We start from the raw sequence: 16,405 nt of genomic DNA on the forward strand, positions 1-16,405 counted from the left end.
GGAGAGCGCGGACGAACGACGGGACGCCGGAGGGTGCTGGTCAAATTGGAACAGAGAGACGGGGAGGCAGGGAGAAAAAACTCAGTGATCTCCCTGTCTCCCCGTCTCCCTGTGATCGTTTCCGGGCAACGTTGGCGCCGCCCGCCGGAGGCAGGGCGCCGGCCGTCAGGCCGCCCTCGCTGTGCGGAGCGGGGCGTGGCTCGAGGCGTGGGGGCGGCGGGAGTGGGCGATGAGCGCCTCGAAGAGCTCCAGCATCTGCCGGCCGAGGCGCTCGTTCGTGTCCTCGGTCAGCTCTGCTTCGATCCTCGGCAAGAGGTCCCGCTCCTCCTCCTCGGCGTGGTGCGTGACGAGGTCCCTCAGGGTGGCGAGCCTGGCCTTGAAGCTCGGGTCCTCCGGCGCCGTGCCGACGACGCGCCGGATCTCGAACCGCGTGACCGTGTGCTCCTCGCAGGCCCCGCTGATGAGGTCCGGCTCGACGGCGAGCAGCTCCGGAAAGAGCACCACCTGCTCGGCGAGCATGTGGGCGAGGAGGTGCTTGGTCAGCTCGTCCGTCGCTCGCCGGACATCGCCTGTGGTCGAGAGGGCCAGATCGAAGAGCCTCTCGGCTTCGCGGTGTTGCCCCTTCAAGAGCTGTGTCGCCTTCATGCATTCTCCTCTCAAGGACGGGACGTCAGGTCGTTGTTCATCGAGGTGGATGGGTCGTCGTTCATCGAGGTGAAAATCGAGGTGAAAAGAGCGCTAGTCGCCCTCGCTCGCTCGCGACCAGCTCACGCAACGGCCTCGGCCGAGGGCTCGAGGCGGCGCGCCGAGCCTTCAGCGATGCGAATTCGCGCCGTCGCGCAGCGCGCGCAGCATCGGTGGCAAGGCCCGCGAGCGCGCGAGCCCCCACCCCCCTCCTCTGCATGAGGCGCACTCAAGCAATCACCGTGCCGATTAGGTTTATTCCGGATGCGAAGAGACGCTGGAGGCTGGACAGGGAATATCGATGTGGAATTTCGCCTCTTGCCATGGCCCTCGGGGCCCGGGCGGACTCGGCTGCTCCCGGGAGGCGCAGCCGTCTCATCGAGAGAGGCGCACGGCGCCCGCGTGAGACCGCGACGGCGCCTCCGTGGCGGCGCCTGGCCCGTGTGGTCCGCCGGAGGGGCGCCACATGCACCGCGAAGAGGCGCGCTGCCGGCCCCCGCCGATCCGCGGAGGAACGGCGGGGTCAGTAAGTCCCCTACCGGCGACGGCGCCTCGGGCGCAGCGGCGGTCGCTGGCCCCGTCGGCGGCGGAGCGCTCGGCCCCTGCGCGCGGCCGGCGCCATCCAGGATGAGGCAAGAACGCGCACCTGTGGCGAAACGTCACGTCGGAAGGACGTCGGCGAGGAGCGGACTGGGCTTGATGGCGCGGACTCTCCGTGGCACGTTCCCTGCAACTGCAGGCAGCGGTCGACCTTTAGAAGAGCTGCCGGGGAAGGACACGCGATGAGCGGCAGGATACTCGTCGTCGACGACGACGAAGCGACGTGTGATCTGGTCGAAGCCCTCCTTAAGAGGCAGGAGTTCTCCGTCGCAGCGCGCACCTCGGCCAAGAGCGCGCTCGAGCTGGTGAGCGAGGACGATTTCGACGTCGTGTTGACCGACGTCGGCATGAGCGAGATGAGCGGCCTGGAGCTCTGCGAGCGCATCCTCGGCGCCCGGCCCGACATGCTCGTCATCGTCATGACGGCGCTCGGGAGCATGGAGACCGCCATCTCCTCCATGCGCGCCGGGGCGTTCGACTTCGTCACGAAGCCGCTCGACGCGAACCTCCTCGGCCTGACGGTCTCGCGCGCCGTCCAGCATCGGCGCCTCCGCTCGGAGGTGAAGCGCCTGCGCGAGGCGGCCCACGACGTCCAGCAGACGAAGGGCCTCGTCGGGCGCAGCCCTGCGATGAAGCGCGTCTACGATCTGATCGGGCGCGTCGCGCGGAGCGACGCCTCGGTCCTCGTGCACGGCGAGACGGGCACCGGCAAGGAGCTCATCGCGCGGGCGATCCACGAGGCCAGCGGCCGGTCCGGCCCCTTCGTGGCCGTCAACTGCGCCGCGGTGCCCCAGGCGCTCCTCGAGAGCGAGCTCTTCGGCCACGCGCGCGGCGCCTTCACCGACGCCAAGACCCAGCGGACCGGCCTGTTCCTCGAGGCCAGCGGCGGCACCATCTTCCTCGACGAGATCGGCGAGATGCCGCTCGAGGTCCAGCCGAAGCTGCTCCGCGCGCTGCAGGAGCGCAAGGTGCGGCCGGTGGGCTCGAACGCCGAGATCCCCTTCGACGCGCGCATCGTGACGGCGACGAACCGCGACCTCGAGACCGAGGTGTACGAGAAGCGGTTCCGCGAGGACCTCTACTACCGGGTCAACGTCGTGAAGATCGACCTGCCGCCCCTGCGCGAGCGCGGCACCGACGTGCTCCACCTCGCGATGCACTTCCTCGAGAAGTTCTCGTCCCGCAGCAGCAAGGGCGTGCTCTCGCTCTCGACCGCGGCCGCGGAGAAGCTCACGGCGTACAACTGGCCGGGCAACGTGCGCGAGCTCGAGAACAGCATCGAGCGCGCGGTGGCGCTGGCTCGCTTCGAGCAGATCACGGTCGAGGACCTGCCGGAGAAGGTCCAGGCCTACCGGCCCGACCGCTTCGTCGTCGCCGTCGACGAGCCGGCGGAGATCATGACGATGGACGAGCTCGAGAAGCGCTACATCAAGCGCGTGCTCGCGCTCGTCGGCGGCAACAAGTCGCGCGCCGCCCAGATGCTCGGGTTCGACCGGCGGACGCTCTACCGCAAGCTGGAGCGCTACGGGGAGCAGGACGGCTCGGGCGGGGACGAGGGCCCAGACAAGGACAAGGCGGCCTCTTCGCCGGGCTCGGCAAGCTCCTCGTTGAGCTGAGACGGGGCGCGAGGCGAGGCGTAACGAATCATGAGCGAAAAGGCGCTGTCCGACTCGATCTACAAGCTGTTCGCGCGCGCGGGGCACGACGTCCGCGGGCCCGCGGGGGTCGTGGCCACGGCGCTCAACGAGCTGGAGAGCGCCCTCGGGGGGGAGGCCACCGCCCAGAACGCGGCGTACTTCACCATGGCGCGGCGGGGCGTGCGCCGCCTGCTGCGCCTCGCCGACCGCTACACCGCCGCGTCCGAGCTGCCGCGGCAGCTCGACGCCCCGACGCAGCCGCTCGACCTCGAGGCGCTCGTCCAGAAGGCCGTCGCGGAGGCGTCGTTCGTCTACGGGCGGCGCGACGTCACCGTGGCGCTCGATCTCGCCCCCGTGCGCGGCTTCGCGCACGCCGTCTCGCTGACCGCGGCGCTCTCGGACGCGCTCATGCTCGCCCTGAACGTCGCCCGCGCGCGGGTCGTCGTGGCGCTCGCGGCCCATGCCGATCGCGCGCGGGTGGTGCTGACGACCGACTCGAGCACGGCCTCGGTGGAGAAGCTCTTCGAGGCCGCGCTCTCGCCGGACGCGGATCCTCTCGCCGACGGCGCGCTGCCCGTCCGGGTGATCGACGGCGTGCTCAAGGCGCACGGCGGCGAGGCGCGGGCCGACCGCGTGGGCTCGGAGACGCGGATCACCCTGGAGTGGCCGCTGAACGTGGCCGATCGCAAGGCGGGGGCCTGATGAGCGCGGAGCTACCGCAGGTGCTGGTGATCGACGACGACGACGACACGGCGGCGCTGCTCGGCATGGCGCTCCGCCGCCGCGGCTTCCGCGTGCTCGTGGCGCGCTCGTGCGAGGAAGGGCGCTCGCTGCTCGCCGCGAGCGCGGTCGATGCCCTGGTGACGGACGTGTCGCTCCCCGATGGCAGCGGCGTCGAGCTGGTCGCGTCGCTCGCGGCCAGGCCGAGGGCGGTGATCGTGGTGAGCGGGTTCGGCGGGGATGACGATCGCGAGAAGAGCCGGACGGCCGGCGCTCATGCGCACATGGTCAAGCCCATCAATGTGGCCCGGCTCGTGGCCACGCTCAACGAGCTGCTCGGGCGGCCCAGCTGAGCGGGCCGCCCGCGAGCCCGCGCCGCGCGCTGGCCGCCCAGGCGCGCGGAGCACGCCGGTCGCGGGCTCGCCTCACGTGTCGCCTCGCTTGTCGACCGACGCGTAGAACGAGACGCCCCGCCGGTTCTCGTCGAGGCGGAGCGGGTGCTGCAGCGCCGGCAGCGCGCGCTGGGCGCAGTCGAGGCGCTCGCAGGTCCGGCACGTGACGCCGACGGGCACGGCCGCGCCGATGTTGTCCAGGTCGATCCCGTCGGCATAGACGAGCTCGCGGGCGTAGCGGACGTCGCAGCCCATGCCGATCGACTGCACCGTGTGGGGGACGTGGTAGCCGCCGCGGTCGCTGCGCACGGTGCGCGCGATGCAGAAGTAGACGGCGCCGTCGGGCATCTGCGAGAGCTGGATCCGGATCATGCCGGGCGTCATCAGGGCGGCGTGGACGTTCCAGCGGGGACACGCGCCGCTGAACCGCGCGAACCGGATGCCGGAGCCGCTGAAGCGCTTCGAGATGTTGCCCGCGATGTCGATGCGGACCATGTGCATCGGCACCCCCTCGGCGCCCGGGCGGCGGAGCGTCGTCAGCCGATGGCACACCTGCTCGAAGCTCGTGCCGAACCGGTGCGCGAGGAGCTCGATGTCGTAGCGCTCGGCGCGCGCCGCCTCCAGGAACGGCTGGTACGGCATGAGGATCGCGGCCGCGAAGTAGTTGGCCAGCGCGACGCGGGCGAGCGCGCGGGACTCCGGGGTCGTGAGGTTCTCGTCGCGCAGGATGCGGTCGATCGCCGTCGATTGCGTCAAGAGGCCGAGCTGGTGCGCGAGCTGGAACCTGCGGCTGCGGGGCGGCAGCACCTCGGAGATGCTCAGCACGCGCCTGTCGGGGTCGTATCGCCGCATCGCCTGGCGCTCGTCCGCGACCCGGACGATGCGCACCTCGATGCCGCGCGTCGCGCGGAGGTACCGGACGAGGCCGCGGTAGACGTCGTCCGCGTCGAGCTCCGCCTCGCGCCAGAGCGCCTCGGCGCCCTCCTCGAGCTCCGCGAAATGGTTCATCCGGCGCTGGATGAGATCGCTGACCTCCTCGGACGGTAGCCGCGAGTTGTCGACCCCGACGAACCCGTCCCCCGCCAGCCGCTCTCCCAGCGTATCCAGCGATTCACGCGTCGTCGCGTAGGTCCGGTAGAGCGTGAGCACCGCGCGCGCGACGTTCGGCGACGCCGCGACGAGCTCGCGCAGATCCGCGTTCGTCAGCCCGTGGCTCTCGAAGATGGGATCGCCGAACACCTCGTGGAGATCGGCCGTGAGCCGGACGTCCTCTTCCGACGCGAAGTTCTGGAGGTCGAGCTGGAATATCTGGGCGAGCCGGATGAGCAGCGGCGCAGTCAGCGGACGCCGGTTGTTCTCTATCAAGTTCAGATAGCTCGCCGAGACACCGAGGCGCTCCGCCAGATCGACCTGCGTCATGTGCTCGCGACGCCGGAGCGCGCGGACCTTGGCTCCGAGAAGAGGTGCATCGGCCATGGGGACCCTCCCGACGTAACTGGGACAACCTGGATGAGATGTAGGCGCAGCTCGCCTGGTGGAAATTTACAATAGTTTACACGTTAACACGCTGTAAAGCCCTTTCGTCTACATCGTTATCCGCCTGCATTTCAGAGCGAAGTTGACGCTGAAACCTCGTCGACAAACATAGGTTGCTTGTAACGACGCGCAGCGTTGCAGGAGATGTGGATGAGCCAGAATCATGAGATCGCAAGCGTCCGCTTGCTCGCTCCTCGGGTCGGGGGCGACGAGTCCGTCCTCACGCCAGAGGCCCTCCGTTTCCTTTCCGGTCTTGGGCGCAAGTTCGCTGACCGGGTACCGGCCCTGCTCGCCCGGCGGCGCGCCGTGCAAGCGCGGCTGGACGCGGGCGAGCGGTTCGATTTTCTCCCCGAGACGCGGGATGTGCGCGAGGGCGACTGGACCGTTGCGCCGCTGCCCGAGGACCTCCTCGACCGGCGCGTGGAGATCACGGGTCCGGTTGATCCCAAGATGATCATCAACGCGCTGAACTCGGGCGCGAGCGTGTTCATGGCCGATTTCGAGGACGCCACGTCGCCCACGTGGAAGAATCTCATCGAGGGGCAAGCGGCGCTGAGGCTCGCGGTGCGGCGCGAGCTCCGCCACGAGGACCCGGCGACCGGGAAGCGTTACGCCCTCGGAGACAGGCTGGCGACCCTGCTCGTGCGCCCGCGCGGCTGGCACCTCCCCGAGAAGCACGTCGAGCTCGACGGCAAGCCGCTGCCAGGCGGGCTCTTCGATTTCGGACTCTATTTCTTCCACAATGCGCGTGAGCTCGTCCGCCGCGGGACCGGGCCTTACTTCTATCTGCCGAAGATGGAGAGTCACCTGGAGGCGCGCCTCTGGAACGACGTCTTCGTGTTCGCGCAAGAGGCGCTGGGCCTGCCCGTCGGCACGATCAAGGCCACGGTCCTCATCGAGACGCTGCCCGCGGCGTTCGAGATGGACGAGATCCTCCACGAGCTCCGGCAGCACTCGGCCGGCCTCAACTGCGGTCGCTGGGACTACATCTTCAGCTTCATCAAGAAGCTCCGGAACGACCCGGCCTGCGTGATGCCGGATCGCTCGCAGGTGACGATGGAGCAGCACTTCCTGCGCTCGTACACGCAGCTGCTCGTGAAGACCTGCCACCGCCGGGGCGTGCACGCGATGGGCGGCATGGCGGCGCAGATCCCGATCAAGAGCGACCCGGAGGCGAACCGCGCGGCGCTCGAGAAGGTGCGCGCCGACAAGCTGCGCGAGGTGAAGGACGGACACGACGGCACCTGGGTCGCGCACCCGGGGCTCGTGCCGCTCGCGCGCGAGGTGTTCGACGCGCACATGCCCGCTGCGAACCAGATCGAGCGGAAGCGCGAGGACGTCCGCGTCTCGGCGGCCGACCTGCTGCGCGTCCCGGCGGGCGCGCGCACCGAGGCGGGCCTGCGCCATAACATCCGGGTCGGCGTCCAGTACCTCGAAGCGTGGATCAGCGGCCTCGGCTGCGTCCCGCTCTACAACCTGATGGAGGACGCGGCCACCGCGGAGATCTCCCGCACCCAGGTGTGGCAATGGATCCGCCACAGGGCGACGCTCGACGATGGCCAGCCGCTCACCGTGGAGCGCTTTCGCGCGGCGGTGGACAGCGAGATGGCCGCCCTCCGCGGCGCGCTCGGCCCGGCGCGCTTCGACGGCGGCCGCTTCGCCGAGGCGCGCGCGCTCTTCGAGCGGCTGTCGATCGGAGAGACCTTCGAGGAGTTCCTGACGCTGCCTGCTTACGAGCTCTTGATCTCCAGCGCCGGAGAGCAGCGCTCGTGACGCCCGGCGCGCTTCGTTTGACGTCGACACAGCGGCCGCTGCCGCCCCCAACCCCAACGCACTAGGAGCCCAGTCATGTCCGCTGCTTTCCCGCTGAACACGCCGATCTCCGCCGACTCGCTGCACGCGCCGCCGAGCGACACCGTCCCTGGCAGGTGGAGCGGCATCGTCCGCCCGTACTCCGAGGCGGACGTCGCGCGCCTCCGCGGCACCGTCCGTATCGACTACACGCTCGCGACCCTCGGCGCCAAGCGGCTCTGGAACCTGATGCACTCCGAGCCCTACGTCGCGGCGCTCGGCGCCCTCACCGGCAACCAGGCGATGCAGCAGGTCCGGGCCGGGCTCAAGGCCATCTACCTGAGCGGGTGGCAGGTGGCGGCCGACAACAACGAGGCCGGGACGATGTACCCCGACCAGAGCCTGTACCCGGCGAACAGCGTCCCGACGCTCGTGCGCCGCATCAACCAGGCGCTCCTCCGCGCCGACCAGATCGAGAACGCCGAGGGCAAGGCGGGGCGCTACTGGCTCGCGCCCATCATGGCCGACGCGGAGGCGGGCTTCGGCGGGCCGCTCAACGCGTTCGAGCTGATGAAGGCGATGATCGAGGCGGGCGCCTCGGGCGTTCACTTCGAGGACCAGCTCGCCTCCGAGAAGAAGTGCGGGCACATGGGCGGCAAGGTCCTCGTCCCGACCAGCCAGTTCATCCGCACCCTGATCGCGGCCCGGCTCGCCAGCGACGTCATGGGCGTGCCGACCGTCCTCGTGGCCCGCACGGACGCCGACAGCGCCAAGCTGATCACGTCCGACGTCGACCCGCGCGACAAGCCGTTCGTCACGGGGGAGCGCACGCCGGAGGGCTTCTTCGTGCTGAAGGGCGGCCTCGAGGCGGCCATCGCGCGCGGGCTCGCGTATGCGCCCTACGCGGACCTCGTCTGGTGCGAGACCTCGACGCCGGACCTCGATCAGGCGAAGCGCTTCGCGGAGGGGATCCACAAGCAGTTCCCGGGCAAGCTGCTCGCCTACAACTGCTCGCCTTCGTTCAACTGGAAGAAGCACCTCGACGACGCGACGATCGCGCGGTTCCAGCGCGAGCTCGGGGCGATGGGGTACAAGTTCCAGTTCGTGACCCTCGCCGGGTTCCACTCGCTGAATCACAGCATGTTCGAGCTCGCCCGCCAGTACCAGCGCCGCGGGATGGCGGCGTACTCCGAGCTGCAGCAGGCCGAGTTCGCCGGCGAGCAGTTCGGCTACAGCGCGACCCGCCACCAGCGCGAGGTCGGGACGGGCTACTTCGACGAGGTCGCCCAGGTGATCTCGGGCGGCGCTGCGTCCACGCTGGCCCTCCACGAGTCCACCGAGGCCGCCCAGTTCTGAGCGCCCGCGCGGGCGTGCGCCGTCCGTCGCGCACGCCCGCGTCTGTCCGCCGCGGCGCCCCCCGCCGCCCTCGCCCGCGCGGCGTGTCTCCCCGTCTCCCTGTGAATTTTCCGCAAGATTCAAGGGGAGGCCCCCGCCGTCCCCCCCTCCGCCGCGTCTTCCCCCGCGCTTCGCGAGGCGCCCGTCCTCGCGGGAGCGCGGCGCCGGGCGCGCCGGGCGGGCGCCGTCTCCGCGGTGGCCCGGCGGGTGCCGTTTGAGTAGGCTCGGCGCGGGCGGCGCCGCCCGAGCCGAGGTGAAAAGAGCTGTGACAACGCAGAGCCCCAGAGCGAGCGACGCTGACAGCAGCGTCGCCGCGTCCAACTTCATCCGCAACATCATCGCCGAGGACCTCGCCGCCGGCAGGCACACGCGGGTCGTGACCCGGTTCCCGCCCGAGCCGAACGGCTACCTGCACATCGGACATGCGAAGTCGATCCTGCTGAATTTCGGGCTGGCGGCGGACTTCGGGGGCGCGTGCCACATGCGCTTCGACGACACGAACCCGGCCGCCGAGGACATGGAGTACGTGGAGTCGATCCTGCGGGACGTGCGCTGGCTCGGCGGCGACTGGGGCGACAAGCTCTTCTTCGCGTCGGACTACTTCGAGCGGCTTTACGCCTTCGCGGTGGAGCTCATCCAGAAGGGCAGAGCCTACGTGTGCAGCCTGAGCGAGGCAGAGACCCGCGAGCTCCGCGGCACCGTCACGGAGCCCGGTCGGGAGAGCCCCTACAGGAACAGGTCCGCCGCGGAGAGCCTGGATCTCTTCGCCCGGATGAGAGCAGGGGAGTTCCCGGAGGGCGCGCACGTGCTCAGGGCCAAGATCGACATGGCCGCTCCCAACATGAAGATGCGCGATCCGCCGATTTACCGCATCAAGCGCGCGCGCCACTACCGGACGGGCGACGCGTGGTGCGTCTACCCGCTCTACGACTTCGCTCACAGCCTCTCCGATGCGATCGAGGGGATCACCCACTCGATCTGCACGCTGGAGTTCGAGAACAACCGGGAGCTGTACGACTGGATCATCGAGCACCTCGACGTCCCGTCCCGCCCTCGCCAGTACGAGTTCGCTCGGCTCAACCTGAGCTACACGGTGATGAGCAAGCGAAAGCTGCTCGCGCTCGTGAAGGGCGGGCTCGTGAAGGGCTGGGACGACCCGCGCATGCCCACCATCGCCGGCCTCCGGCGCCGCGGGGTGACGCCCGAGGCCATCCGCTCGTTCTGCGAGGAGATCGGCGTCGCCAAGACGAACAGCATGGTGGACATCGCCAAGTTCGAGTCGTGCGTCCGAGACGACCTGAACCTCCGCGCCCCGCGCGTCATGGCGGTGCTGCGCCCCCTCCGGGTCGTCCTCGAGAACTACCCCGAGGGGCAGGTCGAGGAGATCGACGCGCCCTACTGGCCCGAGGACGTGCCGAGGGAAGGCTCCCGCAAGGTCCCCCTGTCCCGGGTGCTCTACATCGAGCGCGACGACTTCCTCGAGGACCCCCCCAAGAAGTGGTTCCGGCTCGCGCCCGGGCAGCAGGTGCGGCTCCGCTACGCCGGGTTCATCACCTGCCGCGAGGTGGTGAGAGACGAGGCTACAGGAGAGGTCGTCGAGCTCCGGTGCACGTACGATCGCCCCACGAAGAGCGGTGAGGCGCCCGACGGGCGCAAGCCGAAGGGAACCTTGCACTGGGTCTCGGCCGCCCACGCGCTCACCGCCGAGGTCCGGCTCTACGACCGGCTCTTCGCGGTCGAGCGGCCCGACGCGGTCGAGGAGGGAAAGGATTTTCTGGAGAACTTGAACCCTGGTTCGCTGGTTGTCCTGAGCGGGTGTCAGGTGGAACCGAGCCTGTCCACGGTCGAGAAGGGGAGCCATGTTCAGTTCGAGCGCCAGGGGTTCTTCTTCGTGGATCCCGTCGATTCCGGGCCCGGCGCGCCCGTCTTCAACCGCACGGTGGCGCTCAAGGACTCATGGTCGAGGCTCTCGGCCGAGAGGCCCGCTCGGGCCGCCGAGCCCGCGCCCGCGGGCCCCGCCGCCAAGGCGCCGCCGCCGGAGCCTCGGCGCGAGCGCGCGCCCTTCGAGGAGCGCCTCGCGCGGCTCGACCCGGCGCGGGCCGAGAAGGCCAGACACCTCATCGAAACACGTGGGATACCGGGCGACGACGCGGTGGTCCTGGCCGACGACGACGGCCTCCTCCGGCTCTTCGAGGAGACGGTCGCCGTGCACGACAACCCCCGGGGCGCCGCCAACTGGGTCATCCACTCGCTGGCCCGTGAGCTGAAGGACAGGAAGACAGGCGACCTCCCCGTCTCGGGGGCGCAGCTCGGCGAGCTCCTGGCGCTGATCGATGACGGGACGATTTCCGGGAAGATCGCAAAAGATGTCCTCGCTGAGATAATGCAGCACGGCGGTAGCCCGAAGGCGATCGTCGCGCAGAGAGGGCTCCGGCAGGTCGCCGACGAAGGCGCCCTGGAGCGGATCGTCGACCAGATCATCGCCGGTCATCCAGGCGAGGTTTCCCGCTTCCGCGCGGGGAATTCGAAGCTGATCGGGTTCTTCGTCGGTCAGGTCATGAAGGCCTCCGGCGGCAAGGCGAACCCGGACCTGGTCAATACGCTGCTGGCCAGGAAGCTGGCGTAAATCTCCCACCCACGCGCTGTTTCCCTTCCTCCCCGACGCGGGGTGCGCCCGAGTGCTGCGCTCTGCGTTATCCCACTCCCGGCACCTGACTACGTGACGTGTGTCGTGGCGGTGTGGAGGCGGTGTGCAGAAAGATGTCCAGCAAAATCTCCATAAAATATTTGAACTTGATAGATGGAGTGGTGTAGATCTGATTGGTACTATGGAATCTGCACGCCAGTTCGCTCTCCTCGCTTGCGTGGCTGTGTCGTTCTCGCAGGCTGCCTGCGTGGCGTCTGCCGAGCTCGAAGGGGATGACGAGGCGGTGGCGGAGGCCGAGCAGGAGGTCACGATTCACAACGCGCTGACGGCCAACGCGTTGACGGCCAACGCGCTGACGGCCAATGCGCTGACGGCCAACGCGCTGACGGCCAACGCGCTGACGGCCAACGCGCTGACCGCCAACTCGCTGACGAGAGGCGCGCTCCGTGATCCCGTGTCGAGGGAGCTCCTCAGCTTCATTGTGAGCTGCGCTCTCCCCGAGGAGGACAGCATCGAGGTCAAGGTCGATGGGGTGTCCTACAGCTTTGACGGGGATCTCGGGCTCGCGCCCGAGTGGGGCAAGAAGCGCGGCTCGTGTGATGAAAACTGCCAGGAGTGGGTCTCCGCGTGCCTGCTGGCGCGCGTGAACTACCGGGGCGAGCACGTCATGATCTCGCTCCGCGGAAAGAACCCGGCGCTCTCGTCCACGAAGTGGGAGCGGGCGAGGTACGACACCCCGGAGGCGACGTACTTCGGCAACGTCTTCCACAAGCCGCAGAGCCTCTTCGCCTGCCTCGCGCCGGGCAAGAGGTCGATCCCGCGCGTCTGCGGGCCCTCGCTCGACAACTGCCCGATCGATGTCGTGGGCAAATGTGAGGACGTGTGCGATGGGCCGAAGCAGGACGGCAGCTTCTCGGACTGCCACGACCGCGAGCCGCTCAAGCTGCCGTGCGGCGACCACGTCTTTCCGCGCGGCACCGATCGCTACAAGGCTTCAGTGTCCGTCTTCCTCGAGTAGCATCGAGCCGCGTGGATTCCGGCGCAGTCCTCGCGAGCCGCTTCGTCGTCGAGCAGCAGGTCGCGGCCGGGGGGATGGGGACGGTCTATCGCGCGCACGACCGCCTCGACGCCCGCCCGGTCGCCCTCAAGGTCCTCCACAGCCGCGAGGCGTTCGACGTCGAGCGGTTCGAGCGCGAGGCGCAGATCCTCGCCGAGCTGAGCCACCCGGGGATCGTGCGGTATGTCGCGCACGGGCGGACCACCGCCGGGGACCACTACCTCGCCATGGAGTGGCTGGAGGGGGAGGACCTGGCGGCGTGCCTCGCGCGCCGGCAGCTCGCGCTCGGAGAGAGCCTCGCGGTGCTGCGCAGGACGGCGGACGCGCTCGCCTTCGCGCACTCGCGCGGGATCATCCACCGCGACGTCAAGCCGAGCAACATCTTCCTCGTCGCCGGCGATGTCGGCCAGCTCAGGCTCGTCGACTTCGGGATCGCGCGCCCCGACGGGGAGTCGCGGCGGCTCACCTACACGGGCGGGATCCTCGGAACCCCGGGGTACATCGCGCCCGAGCAGATCGAGGGCGGGGGCGCCCTCGACGCGCGGGCGGACGTGTTCTCGCTCGCGTGCGTCTTCTACGAGTGCGTCGCGGGACGCCCGGCCTTCGAGGGGGCGCACGTCATGGCGGCGCTCGCCAAGCTCCTGTTCCAGCAGACGCCCCGGCTGCGCGACGTCCGCGCGGACGTCCCGGAGCCGCTGGAGCGCCTCATGGACCGGATGATGGCGAAGAACCCCGAGGACCGGCCGCGCGACTGCGGCGACGTCGGGGTCGAGCTCGCGCAGATCGCGGAGGCGCTCGACGCCTGGGCGACGCCGCGGCCCGCCACGCTCGCCTCGCCGCGCGACGCGACCATGCGCTCGGCGCGGGTCGACGGGTTCCTCACGCGCAGCGAGCAGCGGCTCGTGTCCCTCGTGCTCGCCGGCGAGCCGGACGACGTGCAGATGAGCGTCGCGGCGGCCGGCGGCGTGCCGAGCGCCTCGGACGTCTCGAGCGTGCTGCAGGAGCTCTCGAGCGAGGGCCCGGGCTCCGCGGTGCCGCGCTCGGAGGTGCGGGCCGCGGTGGAGCCCTACGGCGCGCACATCACGGAGATCTCGCGAGGCTCGCTCATCGCGATCCTCGCCGGCGCCGGGAGCGCCGTGGACCGGGCCGAGCGGGCGGCGCGGTGCGCGCTCGCGCTGCGCGCGCGGTTCCCTGGCATCCCGCTCGCCGTCGCCACGGGGCGCGGGGTGTCGTCGGCGAAGCTCATCGAGGGCGACGTCATCGACCGGGGGGTGCGCGCCCTGCGGGCCGCGCACGCCGGGGCGGTCCGGCTCGACGACGTGACCGCCAGCGTCGTCGGCGGCCGCCTCAAGGTGGAGAGCGACGAGAACGGGCCGTTCCTCGCGACCGAGACGGCGGCCGACGAGAGCGTCCCCGTCCTGCTCGGCAAGCCGAGCGTCTGGGTCGGCCGCATCCGCGAGCTGTCCATGCTGGAGGGCGTGTTCTCCGGCTGCGTGAGCGAGTCGCTGGCGAGCGCGGTGCTCGTGATCGGCGCGGCGGGGTCCGGGAAGTCGCGGCTCCGCCTGGAGTTCCTCACCCGGGTGCGGCGCCAGTTCGGGTCGGTGGAGATCCTCTCCGGGCGGGCCGAGTCGATGGCCGCGGGGTCTCCGTTCGGCCTCATCGCCGACGCGATCCAGAAGGCGGCGGGGATGCGCGAGGGCGAGCCGGTGGAGGCCCGGCGGCGCAAGCTGACGCGCCGGCTGGGGCGCCACCTGAGCGGCGAGGCGCTGAGCCGGATCTCGGCCTTCCTGGGCGAGCTCTCGCGGACGCCGTTCCCCGACGGCGAGACGAGCGGGCTGCGCGCGGCGCGCGACAACGCGATGCTCATGGCCGACGCGACGCGCGCGGCGTGGGAGGACTGGCTCGCAGCCGAGTGCGCGGCGCAGCCGGTGCTGCTCGTGCTCGAGGATCTGCACTTCGGCGATCCGGCGACCGTGCGCCTCATCGATCAGACGCTCCGGAACCTCCGGGACCTGCCGCTCATGCTGCTCGCTCTCGCCCGGCCCGAGGTGAGCAAGCAGTTCCCCGGGCTGTGGACCGACCGGGAGGTGCAGACGATCAAGCTCGGGCCGCTGCCCGCCAAGGCGAGCGAGCGCATGGTGCGGAGCGCGCTCGGCGAGGAGACGCCCGCCGAGACGGTGGCCCGGGTCGTGGACCGGGCCGACGGCAACCCGTTCTACCTGGAGGAGCTCATCCGCGCGGTCGCGACGGGCAAGGGGGACGTGCTGCCCGACTCGGTGCTGGGCACGGTCGAGGCGCGGCTCGACGCCGAGGGCCACGAGGCGAAGCGCGTGCTGCGGGCGGCGAGCATCTTCGGCGACCGCTTCTCGAAGCTCGCGGTGGCGGCGCTGCTCGGCGGCGCGACGCGGGTGAAGGAGACCGAGACGTGGCTCGACGCGCTCGCGGCGCGGGAGCTCATCGCCCCGGTCTCGACGCCGGGGTGGCTCATCCCGACGGACTACGTGTTCCGCCACGCGATCGTGCGCGAGGCCGCGTACGCGATGCTCACGGAGCCGGACCGCGCCCTCGGCCACAAGCTGGCCGGCGAGTGGCTCGAGCGCAGCGGGCACACCGACGCGATGGCGCTCGCGGAGCACTTCCGGCGCGGCGGCGAGCCGGGGCGCGCGGTGCGGTGGTACCGGAGGGCCGCGGAGCAGGCGCTCGAGGCGAACGATCTGGCGAGCGCGCTGGCGCGCGCCGAGATGGGCGTCCAGTGCGGGGCGGCCGACGAGGAGCTCGGGCGGCTGCGGCTCGTGGAGGCCGAGATCGGGCTGTGGCAGGGAGAGGTTGTGCTCGCCGTGCAGCGCGGCACCGAGGCGGCGAGCCTCGTCCGGACCGGCAGCTCGCCGTGGTTCCGCGCCATCGGGCAGGTGATCATCGCCGAGGGGAAGCTCGGTCACTTCGATCGCGTCGAGGCGTGGGCGACGCGGGCGGCCGAGGCGGCGGGCGCGATCAGCGCGCGGATCATGTGCCTGTGCGACGCCGCGACGTTCCTGAGCTTCGGCGGCCGCTACGCGGCGGCCGACGCGCTGATCCAGATGCTCGAGGTGGTCGCGAGCGAGCCCGCCGGGCTCGAGCCGCAGGCGGCGGGGCTCTACCAGCAGGCGCGCGCGGTCCGGGCGAACACGAGGGGCGACATCGGGGCCGCGCTGAGCGGGTTCACGGCGGCGCTCGCGGCGTTCGAGCAGGCCGGCGACCGCCGGAACGCCTGCACGATACGCTCGAACCTGGGCTTCCTGTACGGCGAGCTCGGCGACTTCGAGGTGGCCGAGTCGGCGCTCCGGACGGCGCTCGCCGCGGCGCAGCGCATGGGCCTCGACGATCTGGAGACGGCCGCGAGCCAGAACCTCGGCTACGTCATCGCCCACCTGGGGCAGCTCGAGGAGGCGAAGCTCCTCGAGCAGCGCGCCGCCGCGGCGTTCCAGCAGCAGGGCGACCGGCGCATGGAGGGCGTGACGCTGACGTACATGGCGAAGATCATGCTCCTGTCGGGCGATCCCGTGGCCGCCGAGCGCGAGGCGCGCGCCGCGGTCGAGACGCTGGCGGTGGCGCCCCCGCTCCGCGCCGCCGCCGTGGCGGTGCTCTCGCGCGCGCTGCTCGCGCAGGGCCGCCCGGAGGAGGCGCTGCCGGCAGCGCGCGAGGCGTTCGTGCAGCTCGAGGAGGCGGGCTCGCTCGAGGAGGGCGAGTCGCTTGTGCGGCTCGCCTACGCCGAGGCGCTCGCGGCGGCGGGCGCCGCGCGCGAGGCAGCCGAGGCGCTCGCCGTCGCGCGCCAGCACCTGCTCGAGCGCGCGGCGAAGATCAGCGACGCGGCCTTTCGGGAGCGGTTCTTGACGTGCGTGCCCGACAACGCGAGGACCCTCGCGCTCGCTGCCGCCGGGTGACACGTCACGGGGCGGCGGCGCCGGGG

10 protein-coding genes are annotated in these 16,405 nt (G+C 70.8%); 8 read left to right on the forward strand and 2 right to left on the reverse strand.

Annotated features, from left to right (window positions below):
• Positions 1-165 precede the first annotated feature (165 nt).
• Positions 166-645 (reverse strand): hemerythrin domain-containing protein, encoded by a 480-nt coding sequence (locus tag WMF19_RS49390; protein WP_437896721.1) that lies wholly within the window; start codon positions 643-645, stop codon positions 166-168.
• Positions 646-1,466: 821 nt separating this feature from the next.
• Between WMF19_RS49390 and WMF19_RS49395 the strand changes: the two genes are divergently transcribed.
• The 3 genes from WMF19_RS49395 to WMF19_RS49405 are packed head-to-tail and all read left to right on the forward strand — an operon-like array spanning position 1,467 to position 3,994.
• Positions 1,467-2,900, forward strand: a complete 1,434-nt coding sequence (locus tag WMF19_RS49395; protein ID WP_272096441.1) for a sigma-54-dependent transcriptional regulator — start codon at positions 1,467-1,469, stop codon at positions 2,898-2,900.
• Between the two features lie 30 nt (positions 2,901-2,930).
• On the forward strand, positions 2,931-3,623 hold the full coding sequence (locus tag WMF19_RS49400; protein ID WP_437896722.1) for a histidine kinase: 693 nt from the start codon (positions 2,931-2,933) through the stop codon (positions 3,621-3,623).
• Positions 3,623-3,994 carry a response regulator transcription factor gene (locus WMF19_RS49405; RefSeq protein ID WP_437896723.1) on the forward strand — a complete coding sequence of 124 codons (372 nt, stop codon included), beginning with the start codon at positions 3,623-3,625 and terminating at the stop codon, positions 3,992-3,994. The genes WMF19_RS49400 and WMF19_RS49405 overlap by 1 nt, the downstream gene beginning before the upstream one ends.
• Positions 3,995-4,066: 72 nt before the next feature.
• Here WMF19_RS49405 and WMF19_RS49410 read toward each other — a convergent pair whose 3' ends face one another.
• Complete coding sequence (locus WMF19_RS49410) at positions 4,067-5,509, reverse strand: helix-turn-helix domain-containing protein (protein ID WP_437896724.1); 1,443 nt, start codon at positions 5,507-5,509, stop codon at positions 4,067-4,069.
• 210 nt (positions 5,510-5,719) lie between these two features.
• Between WMF19_RS49410 and aceB the strand changes: the two genes are divergently transcribed.
• From aceB to WMF19_RS49435, 5 genes are all read left to right on the forward strand, one after another.
• Complete coding sequence (aceB, locus tag WMF19_RS49415) at positions 5,720-7,342, forward strand: malate synthase A (RefSeq protein WP_437896725.1); 1,623 nt, start codon at positions 5,720-5,722, stop codon at positions 7,340-7,342.
• A gap of 75 nt (positions 7,343-7,417) precedes the next feature.
• Positions 7,418-8,716: an isocitrate lyase gene (gene aceA, locus WMF19_RS49420; RefSeq protein WP_272096448.1), complete on the forward strand. Its 1,299-nt coding sequence runs from the start codon at positions 7,418-7,420 to the stop codon at positions 8,714-8,716.
• A 304-nt stretch (positions 8,717-9,020) separates the two neighbouring features.
• Positions 9,021-11,381, forward strand: a complete 2,361-nt coding sequence (locus WMF19_RS49425; RefSeq protein ID WP_437896726.1) for a glutamine--tRNA ligase/YqeY domain fusion protein — start codon at positions 9,021-9,023, stop codon at positions 11,379-11,381.
• A gap of 268 nt (positions 11,382-11,649) precedes the next feature.
• On the forward strand, positions 11,650-12,420 hold the full coding sequence (locus WMF19_RS49430; RefSeq protein ID WP_437896727.1) for a hypothetical protein: 771 nt from the start codon (positions 11,650-11,652) through the stop codon (positions 12,418-12,420).
• 11 nt (positions 12,421-12,431) lie between these two features.
• Positions 12,432-16,379, forward strand: a complete 3,948-nt coding sequence (locus WMF19_RS49435) for a serine/threonine-protein kinase (protein WP_437896728.1) — start codon at positions 12,432-12,434, stop codon at positions 16,377-16,379.
• Positions 16,380-16,405 lie beyond the last annotated feature (26 nt).

Origin of the sequence: Sorangium sp. So ce124, from assembly GCF_051525235.1 — a bacterium.
In the GTDB taxonomy this organism is placed as follows: Bacteria; Myxococcota_A; Polyangia; order Polyangiales; family Polyangiaceae; genus Sorangium; species Sorangium atrum.